The organism is Pseudomonas sp. Pseusp10, assembly GCF_059492225.1.
Window position 1 is genome coordinate 5,324,372 of record NZ_CP168528.1, and the last position, 21,933, is coordinate 5,346,304.

Annotated in this window: 22 protein-coding genes; 5 read left to right on the plus strand and 17 right to left on the minus strand. The window is 59.8% G+C overall.

The genetic code is table 11. The annotated features are described in order from the left end of the window. Positions 1-2 precede the first annotated feature (2 nt). From ngg to ACEN8Z_RS24245, 3 genes are all read left to right on the plus strand, one after another. The gene (gene ngg, locus ACEN8Z_RS24235) at positions 3-1,751 is read left to right on the plus strand and encodes an N-acetylglutaminylglutamine synthetase (protein ID WP_495595918.1); all 1,749 of its coding nucleotides are present in this window, start codon (positions 3-5) and stop codon (positions 1,749-1,751) included. A gap of 156 nt (positions 1,752-1,907) precedes the next feature. Then, a complete protein-coding gene (locus ACEN8Z_RS24240; RefSeq protein WP_008004349.1) occupies positions 1,908-3,098 on the plus strand; it encodes an osmoprotectant NAGGN system M42 family peptidase in 1,191 nt (396 codons plus the stop codon). Positions 3,099-3,309: 211 nt separating this feature from the next. Further along, entirely contained in the window at positions 3,310-3,537 is a 228-nt protein-coding gene (locus tag ACEN8Z_RS24245) for a YheU family protein (RefSeq protein ID WP_003199186.1), read from the plus strand. Positions 3,538-3,542: 5 nt separating this feature from the next. Here ACEN8Z_RS24245 and csrA read toward each other — a convergent pair whose 3' ends face one another. The 3 genes from csrA to ACEN8Z_RS24260 all read right to left on the minus strand — a co-directional run bounded on the left by csrA (position 3,543) and on the right by ACEN8Z_RS24260 (position 5,095). Beyond that, positions 3,543-3,728 carry a carbon storage regulator CsrA gene (csrA, locus tag ACEN8Z_RS24250; RefSeq protein ID WP_495595919.1) on the minus strand — a complete coding sequence of 62 codons (186 nt, stop codon included), beginning with the start codon at positions 3,726-3,728 and terminating at the stop codon, positions 3,543-3,545. 154 nt (positions 3,729-3,882) lie between these two features. Further along, the gene (locus ACEN8Z_RS24255; RefSeq protein WP_007985350.1) at positions 3,883-4,215 is read right to left on the minus strand and encodes a YnfA family protein; all 333 of its coding nucleotides are present in this window, start codon (positions 4,213-4,215) and stop codon (positions 3,883-3,885) included. A gap of 64 nt (positions 4,216-4,279) precedes the next feature. Next, entirely contained in the window at positions 4,280-5,095 is an 816-nt protein-coding gene (locus tag ACEN8Z_RS24260) for an SDR family oxidoreductase (protein ID WP_495595920.1), read from the minus strand. Between the two features lie 279 nt (positions 5,096-5,374). Here ACEN8Z_RS24260 and ACEN8Z_RS24265 point away from each other — a divergent pair, with 279 nt between their 5' ends. Further along, entirely contained in the window at positions 5,375-5,533 is a 159-nt protein-coding gene (locus ACEN8Z_RS24265; protein WP_177318962.1) for a DUF3309 family protein, read from the plus strand. A gap of 57 nt (positions 5,534-5,590) precedes the next feature. Here ACEN8Z_RS24265 and ACEN8Z_RS24270 read toward each other — a convergent pair whose 3' ends face one another. From ACEN8Z_RS24270 to ACEN8Z_RS24315, 10 genes are all read right to left on the minus strand, one after another. After that, positions 5,591-7,684, minus strand: coding sequence for an LTA synthase family protein (locus tag ACEN8Z_RS24270; RefSeq protein ID WP_495595921.1), 2,094 nt, complete (start codon positions 7,682-7,684; stop codon positions 5,591-5,593). A 466-nt stretch (positions 7,685-8,150) separates the two neighbouring features. After that, complete coding sequence (locus ACEN8Z_RS24275; protein WP_277530731.1) at positions 8,151-8,756, minus strand: START domain-containing protein; 606 nt, start codon at positions 8,754-8,756, stop codon at positions 8,151-8,153. A gap of 96 nt (positions 8,757-8,852) precedes the next feature. Beyond that, positions 8,853-9,107 carry a YkgJ family cysteine cluster protein gene (locus ACEN8Z_RS24280; RefSeq protein WP_008004333.1) on the minus strand — a complete coding sequence of 85 codons (255 nt, stop codon included), beginning with the start codon at positions 9,105-9,107 and terminating at the stop codon, positions 8,853-8,855. A gap of 166 nt (positions 9,108-9,273) precedes the next feature. Further along, complete coding sequence (locus ACEN8Z_RS24285) at positions 9,274-9,753, minus strand: translation initiation factor 2 (protein WP_495595922.1); 480 nt, start codon at positions 9,751-9,753, stop codon at positions 9,274-9,276. An 80-nt stretch (positions 9,754-9,833) separates the two neighbouring features. Then, on the minus strand, positions 9,834-11,273 hold the full coding sequence (locus ACEN8Z_RS24290; protein ID WP_007973699.1) for an aminotransferase-like domain-containing protein: 1,440 nt from the start codon (positions 11,271-11,273) through the stop codon (positions 9,834-9,836). A gap of 201 nt (positions 11,274-11,474) precedes the next feature. Next, positions 11,475-12,287, minus strand: coding sequence for an OmpA family protein (locus tag ACEN8Z_RS24295; protein ID WP_495595923.1), 813 nt, complete (start codon positions 12,285-12,287; stop codon positions 11,475-11,477). Next, positions 12,284-12,640 carry a DUF4398 domain-containing protein gene (locus ACEN8Z_RS24300; RefSeq protein WP_442099310.1) on the minus strand — a complete coding sequence of 119 codons (357 nt, stop codon included), beginning with the start codon at positions 12,638-12,640 and terminating at the stop codon, positions 12,284-12,286. The genes ACEN8Z_RS24295 and ACEN8Z_RS24300 overlap by 4 nt, the downstream gene beginning before the upstream one ends. Positions 12,641-12,649: 9 nt before the next feature. Next, positions 12,650-13,486: a substrate-binding periplasmic protein gene (locus ACEN8Z_RS24305; RefSeq protein WP_495595924.1), complete on the minus strand. Its 837-nt coding sequence runs from the start codon at positions 13,484-13,486 to the stop codon at positions 12,650-12,652. A gap of 196 nt (positions 13,487-13,682) precedes the next feature. Further along, the gene (locus tag ACEN8Z_RS24310; RefSeq protein WP_495595925.1) at positions 13,683-14,612 is read right to left on the minus strand and encodes an electron transfer flavoprotein subunit alpha/FixB family protein; all 930 of its coding nucleotides are present in this window, start codon (positions 14,610-14,612) and stop codon (positions 13,683-13,685) included. Further along, on the minus strand, positions 14,613-15,362 hold the full coding sequence (locus ACEN8Z_RS24315; RefSeq protein WP_007987229.1) for an electron transfer flavoprotein subunit beta/FixA family protein: 750 nt from the start codon (positions 15,360-15,362) through the stop codon (positions 14,613-14,615). It lies immediately after the preceding gene. A 548-nt stretch (positions 15,363-15,910) separates the two neighbouring features. Here ACEN8Z_RS24315 and ACEN8Z_RS24320 point away from each other — a divergent pair. Continuing rightward, positions 15,911-17,575, plus strand: a complete 1,665-nt coding sequence (locus ACEN8Z_RS24320) for an electron transfer flavoprotein-ubiquinone oxidoreductase (protein ID WP_008004324.1) — start codon at positions 15,911-15,913, stop codon at positions 17,573-17,575. A gap of 177 nt (positions 17,576-17,752) precedes the next feature. Here ACEN8Z_RS24320 and ACEN8Z_RS24325 read toward each other — a convergent pair whose 3' ends face one another. The 4 genes from ACEN8Z_RS24325 to ACEN8Z_RS24340 form a co-directional block, all read right to left on the minus strand. Next, on the minus strand, positions 17,753-18,556 hold the full coding sequence (locus ACEN8Z_RS24325; RefSeq protein WP_495595926.1) for an IclR family transcriptional regulator: 804 nt from the start codon (positions 18,554-18,556) through the stop codon (positions 17,753-17,755). Between the two features lie 60 nt (positions 18,557-18,616). Beyond that, complete coding sequence (locus ACEN8Z_RS24330; RefSeq protein WP_108229806.1) at positions 18,617-19,927, minus strand: MFS transporter; 1,311 nt, start codon at positions 19,925-19,927, stop codon at positions 18,617-18,619. Positions 19,928-20,098: 171 nt separating this feature from the next. Next, complete coding sequence (gene dgoD, locus ACEN8Z_RS24335) at positions 20,099-21,247, minus strand: galactonate dehydratase (RefSeq protein ID WP_495595927.1); 1,149 nt, start codon at positions 21,245-21,247, stop codon at positions 20,099-20,101. 47 nt (positions 21,248-21,294) lie between these two features. Then, the gene (locus ACEN8Z_RS24340) at positions 21,295-21,915 is read right to left on the minus strand and encodes a 2-dehydro-3-deoxy-6-phosphogalactonate aldolase (protein WP_495595928.1); all 621 of its coding nucleotides are present in this window, start codon (positions 21,913-21,915) and stop codon (positions 21,295-21,297) included. Between the last annotated feature and the right edge of the window lie 18 nt (positions 21,916-21,933).

Below are 21,933 nucleotides of genomic sequence, written 5' to 3' on the forward strand. Positions count from 1 at the left end.
CGATGAAACCTCATGCCACGGCTTTCAGCCAACGCCTGTTGCGCGGCCAGTCGCCTTCCTACGAACGCTTGCAGGCACGTCTGGCCGAGGATGGCAGTGAACTCGGCGGGGCGCCAATTGCCGTGCATTGTGGCTGGGGCCGCTTGCTGATCGGCCACACCTTTGCCGATGCCGCGAGCCTCGCCGGGGAGTTGCTCAACGAGCAGCCCGGCGAACGGGACATTGCCCTGTACGTCGCCGCCCCCCAGCAAGTGCTGGGGCTGGAGCCGACCCAGCTGTTCCTTGACCCGTCCGATACCTTGCGTCTGTGGTTCAGCGATTACCGCCAAGCGACCCGGGTGTTTCGTGGTTTTCGCATCCGACGCGCGCAAAGCGATGCCGACTGGCAGGCTATCAACCAGCTGTATCAGGCGCGCGGCATGCTGCCGATCGATGCCACCCGGCTCACTGCGCGCCACCTGGGCGGCCCGGTGTACTGGCTGGCCGAAGACGAGGATAGCGGCGCGGTCATCGGTAGCGTCATGGGCCTCAATCATGCAAAAGCCTTCAACGATCCGGAACACGGCAGCAGCCTGTGGTGCCTGGCGGTCGACCCGCATTGTGCGCGGCCGGGTGTCGGTGAGGTGCTGGTGCGGCACTTGATCGAACACTTCATGAGTCGCGGTCTCGCGTACCTCGACCTGTCCGTACTGCACGACAACCGCCAGGCGAAAAGCCTTTACGCCAAGCTCGGTTTTCGCAACCTCTCGACCTTCGCCATCAAGCGCAAGAACGGCATCAATCAGCCGCTGTTTCTCGGGCCAGGCCCGGAAGCGGCGTTCAACCCATACGCGCGGATCATTGTCGAGGAAGCTCATCGTCGTGGCATCGATGTTCAGGTCGATGACGCTGACGCCGGGATGTTCACCCTCAGCCATGGCGGGCGCCGGGTACGCTGCCGTGAATCCCTGAGCGACCTGACCAGCGCCATCAGCATGAGTCTGTGCCAGGACAAAAGCCTGACCCACAAAGTGCTCAAGGCTGCCGGACTGAACCTGCCGGCTCAGCAACTGGCTGGTAATGCCGATGACAATCTGGCGTTTCTCGATGAGCACCTGCGCGTGGTGGTCAAACCACTGGACGGTGAACAGGGCCAAGGCGTGGCGGTCGATTTGCGGACCATCGACGAGGTTCAGCAAGCCATCGAGACCGCTCGCCAATTTGACAGCCGCGTGCTGCTGGAAAGCTTCCACGAAGGCCTCGACCTGCGAATTCTGGTGATCGGTTTTGAAGTGGTCGCGGCCGCGATTCGCCGGCCGGCCGAAGTGGTCGGCGACGGCCAGCATTCCATTGGCGCCTTGATCGAAGCCCAGAGCCGGCGGCGACAAGCGGTCACGGGCGGCGAAAGCAAGATCCCGCTGGATCAGGAAACCCTGCGCACCTTGCGTGCCGCCGGGTACGACTACAGCAGCATTCTGCCGGCTGGCGAGCATTTGTTCGTACGGCGTACAGCGAACCTTCATACAGGAGGTGTTCTTGAGGACGTGACGACGATCCTGCATCCGACGCTGGTGGACGCCGCCGTGCGGGCAGCGCGGGCGCTGGACATTCCCATGGTCGGCCTTGACCTGATGGTGTCCGCCGCTGACCGGGCGGACTACGTGTTTATCGAAGCCAACGAGCGGGCCGGGCTGGCCAATCATGAACCGCAACCCACGGCGGAGCGGTTTGTGGATTTGCTGTTTCCGCACAGTCAGCCGGTGGTCTCTTAGCCATGTGTTGTCTGGACTGGCCCCTTCGCGAGCAAGCCCGCTCCCACATGTGATCGCATTCCCCTGTGGGAGCGAGCTTGCTCGCGATGGCGGCCTGACTGACAACACAAATCCCTCATCGAAACCATCGATGCGCTCAACTCATCAGGAGTTTCCATGACCAGCAAAATCCCCGAACCGGACCTCGTCTACCTGCAAAAAGTCCTGCTGGAAATGCTCGCCATTCCCAGCCCCACCGGGTTCACCGATACCATCGTGCGCTATGTCGCCGAACGCCTTGAAGAACTCGGCATTCCCTTCGAAATGACCCGTCGCGGAACCATCCGCGCCACGCTCAAAGGCAAGAAAAACAGCCCCGACCGCGCCGTTTCCGCCCACCTGGACACCATCGGCGCGGCGGTGCGTGCGGTAAAGGACAACGGCCGCCTGAGCCTTGCGCCTGTCGGCTGCTGGTCCAGCCGCTTTGCCGAAGGCAGTCGGGTCAGCCTGTTTACCGACAATGGCGTGATCCGCGGCAGTGTCTTGCCGCTGATGGCCTCCGGGCACGCATTCAATACCGCCGTGGATGAGATGCCGATCAGTTGGGATCACATCGAGTTGCGTCTGGATGCCTATTGCGCCACCCGCGCCGACTGCGAGTCGTTGGGCATCAGCGTCGGCGATTTCGTCGCCTTCGATCCGTTGCCCGAGTTCACCGAAAGCGGCCACATCAGCGCCCGCCACCTCGACGACAAGGCCGGAGTGGCGGCGCTGCTGGCGGCGCTCAAAGCCATCGTCGACAGTGGCGAAGACCTGATGATCGACTGCCATCCGCTGTTCACCATCACCGAGGAAACCGGTAGCGGCGCGGCGGCGGCATTGCCCTGGGACGTCAGTGAGTTCGTCGGCATCGACATCGCACCGGTGGCGCCTGGCCAACACTCCAGCGAGCATACCGTGAGCATCGCGATGCAGGATTCCGGCGGGCCGTATGACTATCACCTGTCGCGCCACCTCCTGCGCCTGGCCAGCGACAACGAGCTGCCGGCACGCCGCGACCTGTTCCGTTACTACTTCAGCGACGCACATTCGGCGGTCACCGCCGGCCACGACATTCGCACCGCCCTGCTCGCCTTCGGCTGCGACGCCACCCACGGTTACGAGCGCACCCACATCGACAGCCTCGCCGCCCTGAGCCGCCTGCTCGGTGCGTACATCCTCAGCCCGCCAGTGTTTGCCAGCGATGCGCAACCGGCCAAGGGGTCACTGGACCGCTTCAGCCATCAACTTGAGCACGACACCCAGATGGAAAGCGACACGCGGGTGCCGTCGGTGGACAGCCTGGTGGGGCAGCGGTCGGAGAGTTGATCCAGGATCTTCATTGCCTGGTAAACCGCCATCGCGAGCAGGCTCGCTCCTACAGTTGATCGGTGGTGAGCACAATTACCCGATTCGCCGCTGAACCCTGTGGGAGCGAGCTTGCTCGCGATGGCGGCGGATCGGACAATAGAAAACGACCAAACTAGCGGCAATCTCGCAATCGCCGTAGCATCGCGCCATTGATCCAACCGAGGTGCCTATGCTGATTCCCCACGACCAACTTGAAGTCGACACCCTCACCCGCCTGATCGAGGATTTCGTGACCCGCGACGGCACCGACAATGGTGACGACACACCGCTGGAAACCCGCGTACTACGCGTGCGTCAGGCGCTGACCAAGGGCCAGGCACTGATTGTCTTCGACCCGGAAAGCGAGCAATGCCAGTTGATGCTCAAGCATGACGTGCCCAAGCACCTGTTTGACTGAGGCCTTCAGCGTCCCTTGGTTTTCGCCAGTTTGTTCTGGATGCGTTGGTAGATTTCGCAGCGGTGCACATTGACGTCCTGAGGCGCTTCGACGCCAAAGCGCACGTTGCTTCCGTTGATCGCGAGAACGCGCACGGAAATGTTGTCACCGATGGAAATCGTTTCGCCCACAAGGCGAGTGAGTACGAGCATGAGGAGTGTCCTTCAGGGGTTACTGGCCCTTGAAGATGCCCGGCCCGTGGTACGCCTACAATGCTCCGACAGCAAACCGGACTGGACTGACAGCCCCTGAGCCACCCCGCTGACGGAAACGTCTGACACACCGGGTGATTGTAGGGACGACCTGTCAGGACGCGGAGAATCGCGGCCCGAAAAGAATGATGCTCGCGCCAATCACACACAGCGCCACGCCAAGCCAGTCCGAACCCAGCGGACGAATCCGCTCGACCACGGCCAACCAGCCGATTGACGCAATGATGTAGATGCCACCGTAAGCGGCGTAGGCGCGGCCGGCATAGGCGGCTTCGATACGGGTCAGCAGCAGGGCGAACAGGGTCAGGCTGAGGAGCGCCGGCACCACCCACCACATGCTTTTACCCTGGCGCAGCCACATCCAGAAGGCAAAGCAACCGGCAATTTCGAACAGCGCGGCGAGGAAAAACCACAGGTAATTGAGCATGCAAATGTCTCGCGAGGATGGCCAATGGCGGCCACCCTAACCACCGCGTTGCCTATGGGCAAGATCAGCTTGCGGATTGCCTGGCCTTGGCCCGCATTTTATCGGCCATGACCGTCATTTCGTTGTAGAGCAACTGCGGGTTCTTCTGTTTCATCGCCCAGGCCATGCGGCCCTGTTCGTGGGGCAGGATCATGAACTCGCCGGCGGCGACCTGCCGGTAGATGTAATCGGCGATGTCGGCGGCACTGATCGGCGAACTTTCCAGCAACTTGCCGACCTGGGCCTTCATGGCCGGGGTCGGGCCGCGGAAGGAGTCCAGCAGATTGGTCTGGAAGAACGAAGGACACACCACATGTACGCCGACTTCCTGATGCGCCAGCTCGATCAGCAGGCTTTCGGACAACGCCACCACACCCGCCTTGGCCACGTTGTAGTTGCTCATTGCCGGGCCTTGCATCAGCGCGGCCATGGACGCGATGTTGATGATCTTGCCTTTGCTTTTTTCCAGTAGAGGCAGGAAAGCCTTGCAGCCCTTGACCACGCCCATCAGGTTGATCGCGATCTGCCAGTCCCAGTCCTCCAGGGACAACTCACTGAAGAACCCGCCAGACGCTACGCCAGCGTTATTGACGATGACATCGATACCGCCGAGCTTGACTTCGCAGGCCTGGGCGAACGCCGTCAACTGACTGTAATCGCGTACGTCGCAGCGCTGGATAAAACCGTCGCCACCGGCTTCACGGACCAACTTGAGAGTTTCCTGCAAGCCGGGCTCGCTGACGTCCGACAAGGCCAGTTGCCAGCCTTCACGCGCCCAGCGCAGCGCGATTTCGCGACCCAGGCCAGAGCCTGCACCAGTGATCATCATGCGATTTTGCATAGCAAACAGCCTTGTTGTTCTCGGAAGATGCACCGAGTGTAGCGAAGGAAATTGCCCGACCCACGCTCCATCAGATTGCTGAATGGCCCGAGCAAACCGCGGGAGCGCCTGAAGTAACCAAGGCAACCACAAACGAAATAAGAGCCTGTTCGAAATACTTTAAAAAAACCTGGAATTATCCTGTAAGTGCAAGAGTCGGAATTTTTAAGCAGCTCGAATTTACTTCATTCCCGCTGACCTTGATTGGCATGGTCAATCCACTGCATTTTCGACAAGGAAATAGACATGGGCACAATACTTCTCGTCATTCTGATCCTGTTACTGATCGGTGGTTTGCCGGTCTTCCCGCACTCCAGAAGTTGGGGTTATGGCCCGTCCGGAATTATCGGCGTGGTGTTGGCGGTGTTGTTGATCCTGCTCTTGCTTGGCCGAATATAAAAATCCGCCAGGCAAAAAAAAGGCCCTTGAAGGGCCTCTTTTCTGTTGCGTCACAACCTATTGCGGCGTGCCGTGAACTACACCGGCGGTGTTGTCCAGCAGGCTCTTGGTCGCTGTTTGCAGGAACGCTTCGAGCTTGAGCTTCATCTCGGCGGTACGCGGTGCATCCGCAATGATCTCGGCGTGCGGCGTAGCGCCCATTTCGTACTGGTACAACTTTGGCGCCATGTCCTTTTCCTTCGGTAACACAAGGATCCGGTCGTCGCTGAGGATAGCCGTGGTCTGCTCGTTACCCGAAGGTTTGATCACACCAAAACCCTTATCGCCTTCAGGCAGGTTGAGCAGGTCGCGGCCCCAGCATTGCTGGCGAGTCTCGCCGCCCAGGCGCCCCATGATGGTCGGCACGATATCGATCTGGGTGCCCACGGTGTGGTCACGCTGGCCGAACTTCTCCTGGATGCCCGGTGCGATCATCAACATCGGCACGTTGAAGCGGCCCAGGTCCATTTCGGTGATCTGCTGTTCGTTGCCGAAACCATGGTCACCCACGATGACAAACAGGGTTTCCTTGAAGTACGGCTCCTTGCGGGCCTTTTCAAAGAACTGGCCCAGCGCCCAGTCCGCGTAACGCATGGCGGTCAAGTGTTCGTTCAGGCTTCCGCGATTGGTCACAGGCTCGACTGGCAATGGCGTCGGCAAGGCGTAGGGCGTGTGGTTGGACAGGGTTTGCAGCAAGGCGTAGAACGGTTTGCCGTTTTCACGGGCCTTGAGCTCTTGCAGGCTGCGATCGAACATATCCTGGTCGGACACGCCCCAGGTCGGGTCGGAGAACACCGGGTTAACGAAGTCGTTGCGGCCGATGAAGTTGGTCATGCCCTGGTTGCTGAAGAAACCCGACTGGTTGTCCCAGGCGAAATCACCGTTGTAGACATACACGTCATCATAGTGACGGGCACTGAGCAACTGCGGCAGGCCAGACAGTTTGTGGCTGCCTTCCGGGGTCTGCATCAGGTATTCGAAACCCGGCAGGTTGGGGAAGCAACCCATGGTGGCGAACATGCCCTGGTGGGTATGGGTACCGTTGGAGAAGAAGCGGTCGAACAGCAGGCCTTCCTTCGAAAGCTTGTCGAGGTACGGCGTGATGTTCCCCGGCCCGCCCAAAGCACCCACCGAGTGACCGGCCATGCTTTCCATCAGGATCACGACGACGTTCTTGATCGGCAGGGTCTTGTCGGCCGGCGGCGTGTAGTCACGACGTACGGCGGCCATGTCGGCCTCGACCAGTTTTTCGTCCGGCAGCACCAGCATGTCACGCACGATTTGCTGGGCTTGCTCTTGAGGCAAGGTGGCTTTCCAGATGTTGTCACGCTCTTCGGACATCCGGCTCTTGGCGGCGGCCACCAATTGCAGGGTGCCATTGAGGCCCAACTGGTTGGCGAAGTTCGAGTTGGTGGTATAGACGTCACCCCAGCGTAGCGGCGGGCCCTGGCGCAGAGTGCCACGCGCGGCGACCACGCAAACCAGTAAACAAACCACGAATACCGCGATACGCGCATACCACGGCGCAACCTGGCGCGTGCCGATGCTGCCGCCACTGAACGGACCACGGGGACGGGTCGCACGGTCGGCGCCCTTGAATGCCAGGCTCAGGATCCAGGTACCCACGGCCCATGCCAGCAGGTAACGGACCACCGGAAAACCGTACCAGAGCATGCTCATCACGGTTTTCGGATCTTCCTTGACGTACTGGAAGACCAGGCCGTTGAGACGCTGGTGGAACTCACGATAGAAGTCCATCTCCATCAGGCCCAGGAACAGCGCAATGCTGGAGACGATCGTCAGCCACAGACGGAACAGCCCGCGTGCCGCCATGGCCCGGGCGCTGAACAATGCCAGCAGCAACGGAATACTGAGATAGACCACCAGACGCACGTCGAAACGCAGACCGTTGGCGAATGCCTCGAGGAAGGTCGAGGCCGGTGTGTCGAGGATCATCGAGCGGTTGTAAACCAGCAGCGCGACGCGCAGCAGGCTGAACATGACCATCATGACCAGGGCACACAACAGCGTGTAGGCCAGATGCGATTTGACGGTCGGTTGCAGCAGGCGACTAGAAGCTCGCTGCTGATTCAGGGCGTCCGGAATTGCCATGTCGTTTTAGGACCCATTGGAAGTTGAAGTTTCAAAAATACAGCTGCGCCTTGCCCTCTTTTTGGCCAGTACCAGGCCCCGGGGATTGCGCGGTGCGCAAATGTTGCACGATCAACGGCAGCATTGCCATTGATTACTGTCCGCAATGTTGGCGCGGACGAATTGTCTTGGACACTTTGTGAAAATTTCGTGCAACGCATATCCGGAAACACAATAAACCCCAGGCAAAACACGTTCTTTGTAGCAGCTGGCGAAGCCTGCGTTCGGCTGCGAAGCAGTCGTAAGATCAGCCGACGCGGTTCTTCAGGAAGACCGGGGGCTCCGGGTTATACGACTGCTGCACAGCCGAACGCAGGCTTCGCCAGCTGCTACAGGTCGCGTGACGGTTTAACTGAGCGGCATTTTCCCTATTGCGCAAAGAAAAACGCCCCGAACAAGTCGGGGCGTTATCGAAAGAGCGGCGCGGTTACTTCTCGGCGCGTTCTTTCAGGGCTTTCAAGGTATTGAACGGGGCATCCACCACGAACTTGTTGGCCACCATCGACGGCACGCTGCCGCCCGGTTCGGTGTGCACCTGATAGGTCACTTCGATCTGGTCGCCCTTGGGTACGAACTTCCAGAAACCGTCGACCTTGGCGACCCGGACGAAACCTTTTTCTTCAGGAAGGTATTTCGGTACGCCTTCGAGCTTGCGAGTCAGGCTGCCATCGGCACCTTCGATGGTGGTGACGTGCAGCACCGAATCACGCGGAGTAACCGGCCACGGGGTGTTGAACTGAGTGTAGGTCCAGCTCTGGTTACCTTCGTGCTTGAGCAGCTTCTGGGTCTTGCATTCGTGAATCCAGGCGCAGGCTCCGGACACGTCGTCCTGCAACGCACGCAGCTTGGCTATGGTGGTTTTCATCAGCGTGACGCCCTGGTAGGCCTTGTAGTCGGAACCGGCCACTTCACTCAGGGAGATCTTGATGCCGTCTTCGTCTTTTTTGACTTTCCAGTCTTCGGCCTGGGCCGTCGAGGTAGCCAGCACAACCGTCAAACCACACAGCACAGCAATACGATGCAGCGAACCCATAGTCTTATTCCTTATTGTTGAAGTTCTGTTCGTTGGGCTTGCACCTCCGATTACCTTCAGGTCTTTCGCAGGTGATCGGAGGGGCGAGCCCACACATCACGCCGCCGTCATTTGCTCCCACCAGCCAATCAACCGGATCGCATCTTCGCTGCTGCTTCCGCACACCTCGGGGTCGGCCTCGAAGGCAGAACACACCGCCGGCCGTTCCGGCTGGCCGAAAATATTGCACAGGTTATCGGAGGAAAGTTGCAGGCAACGCTCCCCCGCAGCTTTGCCATTGGGCATACCGGGAATCGGTGAACTGATGGAAGGGGCAATGCAACAAGCGCCACAGCCCTCACGGCATTTCATGACGACAAGCTCCTCGCGATGAGCAATGTGTTAATGGACGGGGCACAGAGTACCCGCTAAAACAGTTGTTTTAAATTACCTGCGAGCGGGTTTTTCAGTGCAAACGAACGTGACCGACCAGTCTCCGACAAAGCGTCTGGTCTGCGGTTCGCGGATCGGGATGACGTTACTGCTTGAACTCGAAATCCAGTGCCGCGCCTTCGACCTCGCGGCGCTCTTCATTTCGCAGTTGCAGCTGCATTTCATTGCTGAGCAAGCGTCCGTTGAGCTGGAACGGACTGCTGCCGCTCTTTTCGCCAAACATCGGTGGCAATAACGGTTCGCGCTTGGGCAATGTCACCGTTCCCGGCGGCTTCAGCTCCTGAACCATGTCCCGAGGCAAGCTCAGATCCAGATTCGCAGACGGAAGCTCAGTCTTTACCACCTCGCTGGCCGGTTTCGATTTGGAGGCAACGGGCGGACGCTTTTTCACGGGCGTCGCCGGTTTCCTGGTCGACGAGGTTTTTTTTACAGGTTCGGCTTTTATCGGTGCGACGTGGAAACTGCCGGTAGTCTGTTCCTGCTCGGTAGCCGCCACGACGGATGCCGGCTGAATACTTGTAAACAGGCAGAGCAAAAGCCAGGCGGCAGGAAGAGTCGGTTTCATGTATCCAACGGTGGGTGCAAACGGCAGAGGTGCATATGCTCGCCTGTTGCAGCCCACAAGACAAGCACAGTAGCAGCCTGTTACAAACCGCCGGCCATTTCCTGGCAGAGTTGGGTGGCCAGCATGCCCAAGGTCATCAATGCGCGCTCGGCTTCACGGTTCCACGGCGTGCCGCAATTGAGGCGAATGCAGTGATTGAACTGCTCGGTGTTACTGAAGATCAGACCCGGCGCAATACTGATGCCCTGCTGCAATGCCCGTACGTGCAACTCTTGCGTGTTGACCCGCCCCGGCAGACTGACCCACAGAATGAAGCCACCGGTAGGCCGGGTCATCTGCGTGCCTTCCGGAAAATACTGCTGCACGGCCAGTTGGAAGGCACTGAGGTTCTTACGGTATTCCTGACGGATGAAGCGCAAATGCCGGTCGTACCCGCCATTTTCCAGGTAAGCGGCAATGCCCATCTGGGTAACGCTGCACGCAGAATGCGTGCTGAAGGTCTGCAAGCGCTGGATTTCCTGCTGATACTTGCCGGCAATCATCCAGCCGATCCGCACGCCAGGCGACAGGGTTTTAGAGAAGCTTGAGCAATAGATCACCCGGTCCAGCCGGTCATAAGCCTTGAGGGACTTGGTGCGCCCCTGCTCGAACATCAACTCGCCGTAGATATCGTCTTCGACAATCTGGATATCGAAGTCCGACGCCAGGCGCAGCAATTGTTTCTGCCGCTCCTCCGGCATGGTGCCGCCCAATGGATTACTCAGTCGGGTGGTCAGCACCAACGCCTTGATCGACCATTGGTTGGCCGCCAGTTGCAGGGCTTCCAGGCTCATGCCCGTGGCCGGATCGCTGGGGATCTCGATGACCTTGAGGCCCAACAGATCGGCCAGTTGCAGCAACCCGTAATAGGTCGGCGACTCGGCCGCGATCAGATCGCCCGGACGGGTCAAGACGCGCAAGGACATCTGCAGCGCATCGACGCAGCCGTGAGTGATCACCACCTCCGACGGATCGACCACCACGCCGGCATCGCGCATGCGGATCGCCACCTGCCGGCGCAATGGCTCGAAACCGGGGCTGAACATGTAGCTGAAGGCCCGCGGGCTATGGAAACGGGTGACCTTGGCCAATTGCTGATGCAGTGCCCGCACCGGCAAATAGTCGACACTCGGCACGGCAGCGCCCAGCGGGAAGACACCTTCACGACGGGATTCGACCAGGACTTGTTGAATGATACTGCTGCGGGTGACCAGCCCCGGGCGCTCGACCCGGGCGATATCCGGCGTCGGTGCGGTGAGTGCCGGTGTCTGGTGCACGTAGTAACCCGACTGCGGCCGGGCGCGGATCAGCCCCTGATCCTCGAGATTGGCATACGCCTGCAACACCGTTGCGTGGCTGACATTGAGCTGCGAGCTCATCTTGCGTACCGAAGGCACGCGCTCTCCCGGCTGATAGACCCCACGGCGGATGTCTTCGGCCAGTTGTTGAGCAATACGTTGATAGAGCAAAAGATTGGTCATGACGCAGCACTCGATTTCACGGGCATTTTATTCTTGTGTAAAACAATACCGGAACAGTTTAGAAGTGTACTGGGACAGTTGCCACAATAGTCGACCATACAGTGCAGTGTCAGCAAAATCTGTACTGTTTTGTGCGGTATTCGGCGAACATAAAAAAACCCGGCGCTGCATGGCAGGCCGGGTTTTCCAGCGACGCAACCCTTAGCGGGCAGCGCCGAGCTGGCCTTTTTCGTCGGAAAACACAATTTCCACCCGACGGTTCTGCGCCCGGCCCCGTTCCGACGCATTCGCGTCCACCGGATACTCGTCGCCATAACCCTCGACCTGGATACGCTTGTCATCGATACCCAGGTCCATCAGCACGTCAGCCACCGATTGCGCACGGTCGCGGGACAGCTTGAGGTTTTCCTGCTTGCCCCCGGTACTGTCCGTATAACCTTCGATTCGCACCACACGCTTGGGGTTGAGTTGCAGGAACTGCACGATCTTCAATACCACACGGTTGGCTGATGGTTTCAATTCCGCTTCGCCCGTGTCGAACAGCATGTCGCCCAATGTCATCACCAGACCGCGGTCGGTCTGGGTGGTGGTTAATGCCAGAATCTGCTCTTCGAGCCATTTGCCTTGCTGCTGCACGCTGAACAGTTTGGATTCACGCAGTGCCAATTGCAGGCGCTGCCTCTCCAGTTCGAGCTTCGCCGCTTGCTCTTCGTTGAGCACCTGATTGGTGTGTTCCCGGGCAATGGCGCTATAGCGCTGACTCAGGTAGGCGTAATGCACCACGTCCGAACCGCTGCCCCAATAGCTGGACAGGCGATCGGCACGGGCCAGGGACTCACCGGCGCGAATCACGTCCTTGGGGGCGATTCGCAGCACATTGGAGTCTTCCTTGACCTTCTGAAAGTCGGCACCGGCCTGCTGCAACGCGGACTCGCTGTGCTGGCTGGCGCAGCCAAAGAGACTAGCGCAGCCTGCCAGGATCAAACCGCCGAGGGCTCTAGTCTTGAGGCTCATTCGGCATCTCCCAGTTGCTTGCGCAGGCGGGTGATGCGGGTATCAAGCACGTTCAACTGTTCCTCGCTCTTGGCCGTCAATACCTTGGCTTCAGCCAGACGCGCATCGAGTTCGGCCTGTTCGGCCCGCATGCGTGCGTTTTTGAAGGATTGATCAGTCATGTTGCCCTTGGCGCGGTTGAACTTGTCTTCGGCCAGTTTCATTTCCGGCACATCGTCTGCCGTGGCGCCCACGGCCTTGGCCTGTTCGAGTGCCTGCTCGGTCAGGCGCATTTGTTCACTCGGCGCAGGATCGGTTGCACAACCCGCCAGGACCGCAAAGGCCACGGCAGCGAAAAGAGGTCGAATACTCACTAAATATCCCTACTGTTTTGGGGTACTGACGGGTTGTTGCGAGGGTTGCTGCGGTTGTGAGCGTTGTGCCTTCCAACGCTCGATATTGCGCATCAGCACGGCTTCCGTCAGTCCGGACGCGGGCAATTCTGTCATCTTTTTGGCCAACTGTCCGCGCAACCACGGATCGTTGCAGGCCGAGTCATGGGAAATCGCCAGGTACAGGCCAGCCTTGTCGACCGGTTGCGAGCGCGCGACCAGATCACCGCCCATGCCCAGTGTCTGTGCGGTCGCCATGCCCGAGTAACGCCCTGCCAGGACAAATTCGACCTCGCCCAACAGCAGTTTTTGAAAGGCCAGGGTCAGGTTGGACGTGCGCGTGAGGGTCAGTTGCTGTGCGGCAAAGGTGCTGAATTGCGGGGTCAATCGGGCCTTTTCCGACACGGCACCGGGATGGCCGTGCAGGTCTTGTGCTTCGTTGTAGACCAGCGTCGAGTCCTTGCGAGTCCAGACCAGATAGTCGTTTACCAGCAAGGGTGGATGGATGTAATCCAGGGTTTCCAGTTCGCTGACCGTCAACGGTGCGTCCGCCAGCATGTCCATGCGTCCACTGCGCACTTCGTCCAGGGCCTGGGCGCGTTTGCCGGCATAAAGCAGTTCGACCTTGAGCCCTGACTCCCCCGCCACTTGCTGCAGCAAATCGGCACTGGCACCGATCAGGTGTTTGGGATTCTGCGGGTCTTGCCACAGATACGGTGGCGCGTCCGGGCTGCCGGTCACCACCAGGCGCTCACATTTGCCTGCGGCGAAAGACAGCGCTGGCAATAGCGTCAATCCCAGCAAGCTCCACACACAGCGCAGATCCATGGCTTCACACTCCACTCATACCCGGTTATGCCCCCCCCTTGTAGGAGCGAGCTTGCTCGCGATGGACGTTAACGATGACGCGTTCATTCTGGAAAAACGCGGCGCATTCGAGTCCATCGCGAGCAGGCTCGCTCCTACAGAGAGCAAAAAAAAGCCCGACCAAAAGGCCGGGCTCTTTATAAGTGAAGTAGCCGGATTAGACCAGCTTCTCCAGCTCAGGGATGGCTTCGAACAAGTCTGCCACCAGGCCGTAATCGGCCACCTGGAAGATCGGCGCTTCTTCGTCCTTGTTGATCGCAACGATCACTTTGGAGTCTTTCATGCCGGCCAGGTGCTGGATCGCGCCGGAGATACCGACCGCGATGTACAGCTGTGGAGCAACGATCTTGCCGGTCTGACCGACCTGCATGTCGTTCGGTACGAAACCTGCGTCGACCGCGGCGCGGGAAGCACCCACGGCAGCGCCCAGCTTGTCGGCCAGGGCGTACAGGTGTTTGAAGTTGTCGCCGTTCTGCATGCCGCGGCCGCCGGAAACGACGATCTTGGCAGCGGTCAGTTCCGGACGATCGGACTTGGCCAGTTCTTCGCCGACGAAGCTGGAGATACCAGCGTCGTGAGCAGCGCCAACCGCTTCAACGGCAGCGGAGCCACCTTCAGCTGCAACCGGGTCGAAACCGGTGGCACGCACGGTGATCACCTTGACCGCAGCGTTCGATTGAACGGTAGCGATGGCGTTACCGGCGTAGATCGGACGCTTGAAGGTGTCAGCGCTTTCTACCGAGATGATCTCGGAGATCTGGTCAACGTCCAGTGCAGCGGCAACGCGCGGCAGGATGTTTTTGCCGTTGGAAGTGGCGGCAGCCAGGATGTGGCTGTAACCCTTGCCTAGCTCGGTAACCAGCGGCGCAACGTTTTCCGGCAGCTGGTGAGCGTAGGCGGCGTTATCGGCCACCAGCACTTTAGCCACGCCAGCGACTTTCGCAGCGGCTTCAGCCACGGCGCCAGCGCCCTGGCCAGCGACCAGAACGTGTATGTCGCCACCGATTTTGGCAGCGGCAGCCACGGTGTTCAGCGTGGCCGGGGCCAGCACTTTGTTGTCGTGTTCAGCAATAACCAAGATAGTCATTTAGATTACCTTCGCTTCGTTTTTCAGTTTCTCGACCAGTTCAGCCACCGACTTGACCTTGATACCCGCGCTGCGTGCAGCCGGCGCTTCGACTTTCACGGTCTTGTTGGTGGAGGCGGTGGAAACGCCCAAAGCGTCCGGAGTCAGCACTTCGAGAGGCTTCTTCTTGGCTTTCATGATGTTTGGCAGAGACGCGTAGCGCGGCTCGTTCAAACGCAGGTCGGTGGTGACGATGGCCGGCAGCTTCAGGGAAACGGTCTGCGCGCCGCCGTCGATTTCGCGGGTTACAGCTACGCTGTCGCCGCTGATTTCGACTTTCGAGGCGAACGTGCCCTGACCGTAGCCGCTCAAGGCAGCGAGCATCTGGCCAGTCTGGTTGTTGTCGCTGTCGATGGCCTGTTTGCCAAGGATCACCAGCTGAGGCTGTTCCTTGTCGACAACAGCTTTCAACAGTTTGGCAACGGCCAGGGAAGTCAGATCTTCGGCGGATTCGACGAGGATGGCGCGGTCGGCACCCAGAGCCAGCGCGGTGCGCAGTTGCTCTTGAGCGGTGGACGGGCCGACGGAGACGACGACGATTTCAGTCGCAACACCTTTCTCTTTCAGGCGTACGGCTTCTTCAACGGCGATCTCGCAGAACGGGTTCATCGACATCTTGACGTTGGCAAGATCGACGCCGGAATTGTCCGCCTTGACGCGGACCTTGACGTTGTAATCCACAACGCGTTTGACAGCTACAAGAACCTTCATGGATTCCTCGTTACTCTCCGGTGAAAAGAAAGTCGCCTAGGCGAACCTGGCGGTTGATGCTCATCGGGCGCAAGGGCACCTCTAAAAACGCCGGCAAACGTGTCAAGTGACCATCGCTCATCATGTGAATGACCGTTCGTCAGTGGTGACTGACGAGTCATTCAACATCGCGGCGTGTAAACTGCGCATCAACCCCACGCAGTGCATCACTCTCTACTGCCATCGCCCTGTCTTTAGAGGTGCTCTTGAAACCAACAGCCAGCCTACGGCGAGCGCAAAACCGCCCGTATCTTGACCGGAACGCCTATTCCGGTCAATACGGCAAAATAGCCGTTCATAAGGCGCGTGACTTTGATTTCTCTGGCTTTGAGCCAATTCAAACAAACGTTTGTATTGGACGCTGAGAGTGGTGTAGATATAATGCGCCACCCAAAGAGAAAGGTGGTCAATCGATTGTCCGCTTCCGGCGTTGTGCCGGGATTCATGGATGCGACACCCAACCTCCAAATTAGAAAAAAAACTGTTGAGCCTTGAGTAGGAGATAACCTGTGGAACGCGAATACATGGAATTCGACGTGGTCATCGTCGGTGCCGGCCCCGCTGGTCTTTCCGCCGCCTGCCGCTTGAAGCAGAAGGCCGCCGAAGCCGGTAAGGAAATCAGCGTCTGCGTGGTCGAAAAAGGCTCCGAAGTCGGTGCTCACATTCTGTCCGGTGCCGTGTTCGAACCACGCGCCCTGAACGAACTGTTCCCGGACTGGAAAGAACTCGGTGCGCCGCTGAACACGCCCGTCACCCGCGACGACATCTTCGTTCTGAAGAACGCTGAAAGCGCGCAGAAAGTTCCAGACTTCTTTGTGCCCAAGACCATGCACAACGAAGGCAACTACATCATCTCCCTCGGGAACCTGTGCCGCTGGCTGGCCCAGCAGGCCGAAAACCTGGGCGTAGAAATCTACCCGGGCTTCGCCGCTCAGGAGGCGTTGATCGACGAGAACGGCGTGGTGCGCGGGATCATCACCGGTGACCTGGGCGTCGATCGCGAAGGCCATCCGAAGGAAGGCCTGTACACCCCGGGCATGGAACTGCGTGGCAAGTACACGCTGTTCGCCGAAGGCTGCCGTGGCCACATCGGCAAGCAGCTGATCAAGCGCTTCAACCTGGACACTGACGCTGATGCCCAGCACTACGGCATCGGCCTGAAAGAAATCTGGGAAGTCGACCCGGCCAAGCACCAGCCTGGCCTGGTGGTGCACACCGCCGGTTGGCCGATGGACATCATGGGCACCGAGAACACTGGTGGTTCGTTCCTCTATCACCTGGAAAACAACCAGGTAGTGGTTGGTCTGATCGTCGACCTTTCCTACAGCAACACCTACCTGTCGCCGTTCGACGAGTTCCAGCGCCTCAAGCATCACCCGGTGCTCAAGCAGTACCTGGAAGGCGGCAAGCGCATCAGCTACGGCGCCCGCGCCATCTGCAAGGGCGGCCTGAACTCGCTGCCGAAAATGGTCTTCAAGGGCGGCGCATTGATCGGTTGCGACCTCGGCACCCTGAACTTCGCCAAGATCAAGGGCAGCCACACCGCGATGAAGTCCGGCATGCTCGCCGCCGATTCCGTGGCTGATGCACTGTTCGCCGACAAGGATGGCACCGAAGAACTGACCACTTACGTCGACGCATTCAAGAAGAGCTGGCTCTACGAAGAACTGTTCGCCAGCCGCAACTTCGGCCCGGCGATCCACAAGTTCGGCGCCATCGTCGGTGGTGGTTTCAACTGGCTGGACCAGAATATCTTCGGCGGCAAACTGCCGTTCACCTTGCACGACACCAAGCCGGATTACGCTTGCCTGAAGCTGGCGGCCGACTGCAAGAAGATCGACTACCCGAAACCCGACGGCAAGATCAGCTTCGACAAGCTCAGCTCGGTGTTCATTTCCGGTACCAACCACGAAGAAGAGCAGCCGTGCCACCTGAAGCTGGCCGATCCAAGCATCCCGATCAGCAAGAACCTGCCGCTGTACGATGAGCCTGCCCAGCGTTACTGCCCGGCTGGTGTGTATGAAGTGATCACCAAGGAAGACGGCGAGAAGCGCTTCCAGATCAACGCCCAGAACTGCGTTCACTGCAAGACCTGCGACATCAAGGACCCTGCACAGAACATCACCTGGGTGGCACCGGAAGGCGCTGGCGGCCCGACTTACCCGAACATGTAAAGCCGAACGCTGAACATCAAGGCTCCCGAATGGGGGCCTTTTTGTTGCCTGCGATCCAGGGCATCACGCCAATCCCTGTAGGAGCGGGCCTGCTCGCGATAGCGGTGGATCATCCAGAATAGATGTCGACTGACACACCGCATCGCGAGCAGGCTCGCTCCTACAGGGGGAATATGTTTAAACCTTGAGACCCAGTTCTGCCGATAACCGCGCCGTAACGCCCTTGATCAGGGGAATCAGCTCGGCCATTTTTTCCAGCGGCATGTACGGCACGGTGCTGGCGATGCTGATGCCGGCGACGATGCGCTTGCTGGCATCGCGGACCGGCGCCGCCACGCAACGGATCGACGGCTCGTTATCTTCCAGATCGAAGGCGTAGCCGCCGGCCACGTACTCGACCATACGCTGCTCGAACTGCTCCCAGGATTGCTCCGGGTGCTTCGGCCAGAATTGATTTTTCCCACCCACCGGCAGGCTGACTTCGTACAGGCGCTGCCACTCTTGCGGCGAATCATCGAGCATCAGCGCCTTGCCGATCCCGGTCCGCGCCAACGGCATGCGATGGCCGACCCGCGAGCGCATTTCCGGGCCATTGCGCCCAGGATTCTTGTGCAGGTACAGCACTTCGTCGCCTTCACGAATCGCCAGGTGAATGGTGTCGCCGGTCAACGCCGACAACTCATCCAGATACGGCCCGGCCAGGGTCACCAATGGCAGCTCTTCACGGGCCTGAAAGCCCAACTCGATCAGCTTCGGCCCCAGCAGATAACCGACTTGCGGCACCACCCGCAGGTAACGTTCGTCCACCAGGCAACTGGCCAGGCGATGGGTGGTGCTGCGCGTGGTGCCGATCAGCCGGGCGATTTCCTTGAGATCGCGGGCGCCGCTAGCCACAGCCTGAACCACACCCAGCCCGCGAAGCAGGGTCTGGGTGCCGGTCGGAGCGGCATCCTTGGCGATTTTTGGGGCGTCTTCCTGCATATCCAGCCTTTACCGTTGAGCGAGTGAACGGGCGGCATTATGGTCGCCCGAATGCCACGACTACAACTTGATACGCTCGACCTTACCCACCAGCAAGATGTAGGAAAGTGCACCAATCAACGCCAGCACCGAGATGTAGGTGATCGCCGGGGCGAAAGAATCACCGGTCGCGAGGAAGCCGATCACGATAGGCGTGGCAATCGCCGACAGGTTGCCGATGAAGTTGAACACCCCGCCGGTCAGCCCGAGCAATCGCGCCGGGGCGAGCGTCGACACCAACGACCAGGTGATGGAAGCCAGGCCATTGCCGAAGAACGCCAGCGCCAGAAAGGCAATCACCAGCGGCGTCGACTCGACAAAGTTGGCGCCGATGATCGAGGTGGAAATCAGCAAGCCGCTGATGATCGGCAACTTGCGGGCGAAACCCACCGTGTAGCCGCGACGGATCAACCAGTCGGAGAAGAACCCCGAACACAGCACGCCGACGAAGGCTGCGAGAAACGGCAGTGACGCCAACAGGCCGGACTTGATGAAGTCCATGCCGCGATATTTCACCAGGTAGGTCGGGAACCACGTCAGAAAAAACCACAACGTCGAGTTGAGGCAAAACTGGCCGAGGTAGATGCCCCACAACTTGCGTTTGCTCAGAACGATACCGAGATCGGTCCAGCTGAATTTGGCTTTGACTTTGGCTTGTTCAGCCTGGATATCCACTAACCCGCCGCCCTCGCGAATCAGGTCGATTTCCGCGTCATTGGCGCCTTTGAAATCCCGGGGCTCGCGATACACCGCGTACCAGATCACCGCCCACAGAATGCCCGCCGCGCCAGTGGTGACGAACACCATGTGCCAGCCGAATTCGTGCTGCAGCCAGGCCAGTACCGGCGTCAGGAAGGCCAGGCCGACGAATTGCCCGGAGGTGTAGAAACCGATGGCCGTGGCGCGCTCGCGCTCGGGGAACCAGGTGGTGACCACGCGGCTGTTGATCGGATACGCCGGCGCCTCCAGGGCACCGACGGCCATGCGAAGCACGAACAGCGCGATGAAGCTGCCGGCGAAGCCGAGCATCACCGTGGCCACCGACCACAGCAGCAAGGCGACGCTGTAAAGGATGCGCGGTGGCACGCGATCCACCAGCCAGCCGCCGGGGATTTGCATCGCGGCGTAGGTCCAGCCGAAGGCGGAGAAGATCAGGCCGACGTGAATCGGATCGATGCCCAACTCACTGGTCAATGCCGGGGCGGCAATCGACAGGTTGCTGCGGTCCAGGTAGTTGATCACCACGGTGATGAACAACAGGACCATGATGAAAAAACGCTTGCGACTGGGCGTCACCAACGACGCCTGCCCGGTGAGGGTTTGCGGTTGCATGAGGGGTGCCTCTTCTTATAGTTATTGAGGTCGTTCTAAAAACTGGTGCAGCCCCATTGTAGGAGTGAGCCTGCTCGCGATAGCGGTGTGTCATTCAGCATTGATGTCTTACTGACACACCATCGCGAGCAGGCTCGCTCCTACAGGGGATGGTGGTGGGTCAGAGAGCTCTCACCACTCGGCAAAACTGCCATCGGCATGGCGCCAGATCGGGTTGCGCCAGCGGTGGCCGATGGCGGCGCGTTCGATGACGTATTCCTCGTTTATCTCGATGCCCAGGCCCGGGCCGTTCGGGATCGTCACGAAGCCTTTGTCGTAGTCGAACACCCGTGGGTCTTTCACGTAGTCGAGCAGGTCGTTGCTCTCGTTGTAATGGATGCCCAGGCTCTGTTCCTGGATGAACGCGTTGTAGCAGGCCGCGTCCAGTTGCAGGCAGGCCGCCAGGGCAATCGGGCCCAACGGGCAATGCAGCGCCAGCGCCACGTCGTAGGCTTCGGCCATGTTGGCGATCTTGCGGGTTTCGGTGATGCCGCCTGCGTGGGAGGCATCCGGCTGGATGATGTCGACGTAGCCTTCGCTGAGCACACGCTTGAAATCCCAGCGCGAGAACAGCCGCTCCCCCAAGGCAATCGGCGTACTGGTCAATGGTGCCAGCTCTTTCAGCGCTTCATAGTTTTCGCTGAGCACCGGCTCTTCGATGAACATCAGCTTGTATGGATCAAGCTCCTTCATCAGCACCTTGGCCATGGGCTTGTGCACCCGGCCATGGAAGTCCACGCCGATGCCGACGTTCGGGCCGACGGCATCGCGCACGGCGGCGACGTTGGCCAGGGCCTGGTCGACTTTGTCGAAGGTATCGAGGAATTGCAGTTCTTCGGTGCCGTTCATTTTTACCGCGGTAAAACCGCGCTCGACCGCTTCTTTCGCCGCCCGTGCGGTATCCGCCGGACGGTCACCGCCGATCCACGAATACACACGAATCTTGTCCCGCACCTGGCCACCCAACAGGTCGCTGACCGACACGCCCAGCGCCTTGCCCTTGATGTCCCACAGGGCCTGGTCGATACCGGCCAGGGCGCTCATGTGGATCGCGCCGCCCCGGTAGAAGCCGCCTCGGTACAGCACGGTCCAGATATCTTCGATGTTGCGTGGGTCTTTGCCGATCAGGTAGTCGGACAATTCCTCAACGGCAGCGGCAACGGTGTGGGCGCGGCCTTCGACCACGGGCTCGCCCCACCCGGTTACACCCTCGTCGGTTTCGACCTTGAGGAAGCACCAGCGCGGCGGAACGATGAAGGTGGTCAGCTTGGTGATTTTCATCTGCTTGTCTCTCTTATTGGATGCAGCGCTCGCAGCGCCAAAAAGTCTTAGCGAAGGGCTTTCCAGGCAGCGACATAGGCCTTGGCATTGGCCGCCACTTTCGCAGGCGTCATGCCCGGTTTGAACAGGCCGGAACCGAGGCCGAAACCTTTGACACCGGCGTCGATAAACACCTGCATGTTGTCCGGGGTGATGCCGCCGACCGGCACAATAATGGTTCCGGCGGGCAGCACCGCGAGCCAGGCTTTGACGACCGCCGGGCCCATCTGCTCGGCCGGGAACATCTTCAGCACATCCGCGCCTTCGGCCAGCGCCGCAAAGGCTTCGGTCGGCGTAGCGACACCCGGCGACAGGTACAGGCCCGCCGCTTTCGCCGCACGCAGCACCTTCGGATCGCTATGGGGCATGACGATCACCTGGCCGCCCGCGGCTTTCACCTGTACGACCTGCTCCGGCGTCAACACCGTGCCAGCACCGATCAGGCAGTCAGCGGGCAAGATACTGCGCAGGATGCGGATACTTTCGTACGGCTCCGGGGAATTGAGCGGCACTTCGATGACGCGAAATCCGGCGGCGTACAGGACTTCGCCGATGGCAGCCGCTTCTTGCGGGCGCAGGCCGCGCAGGATCGCGATCAGGCCGTTTTGTGCCAGCGCTTGTTTGAGCATGTCAGGCCTCCAGGCAGG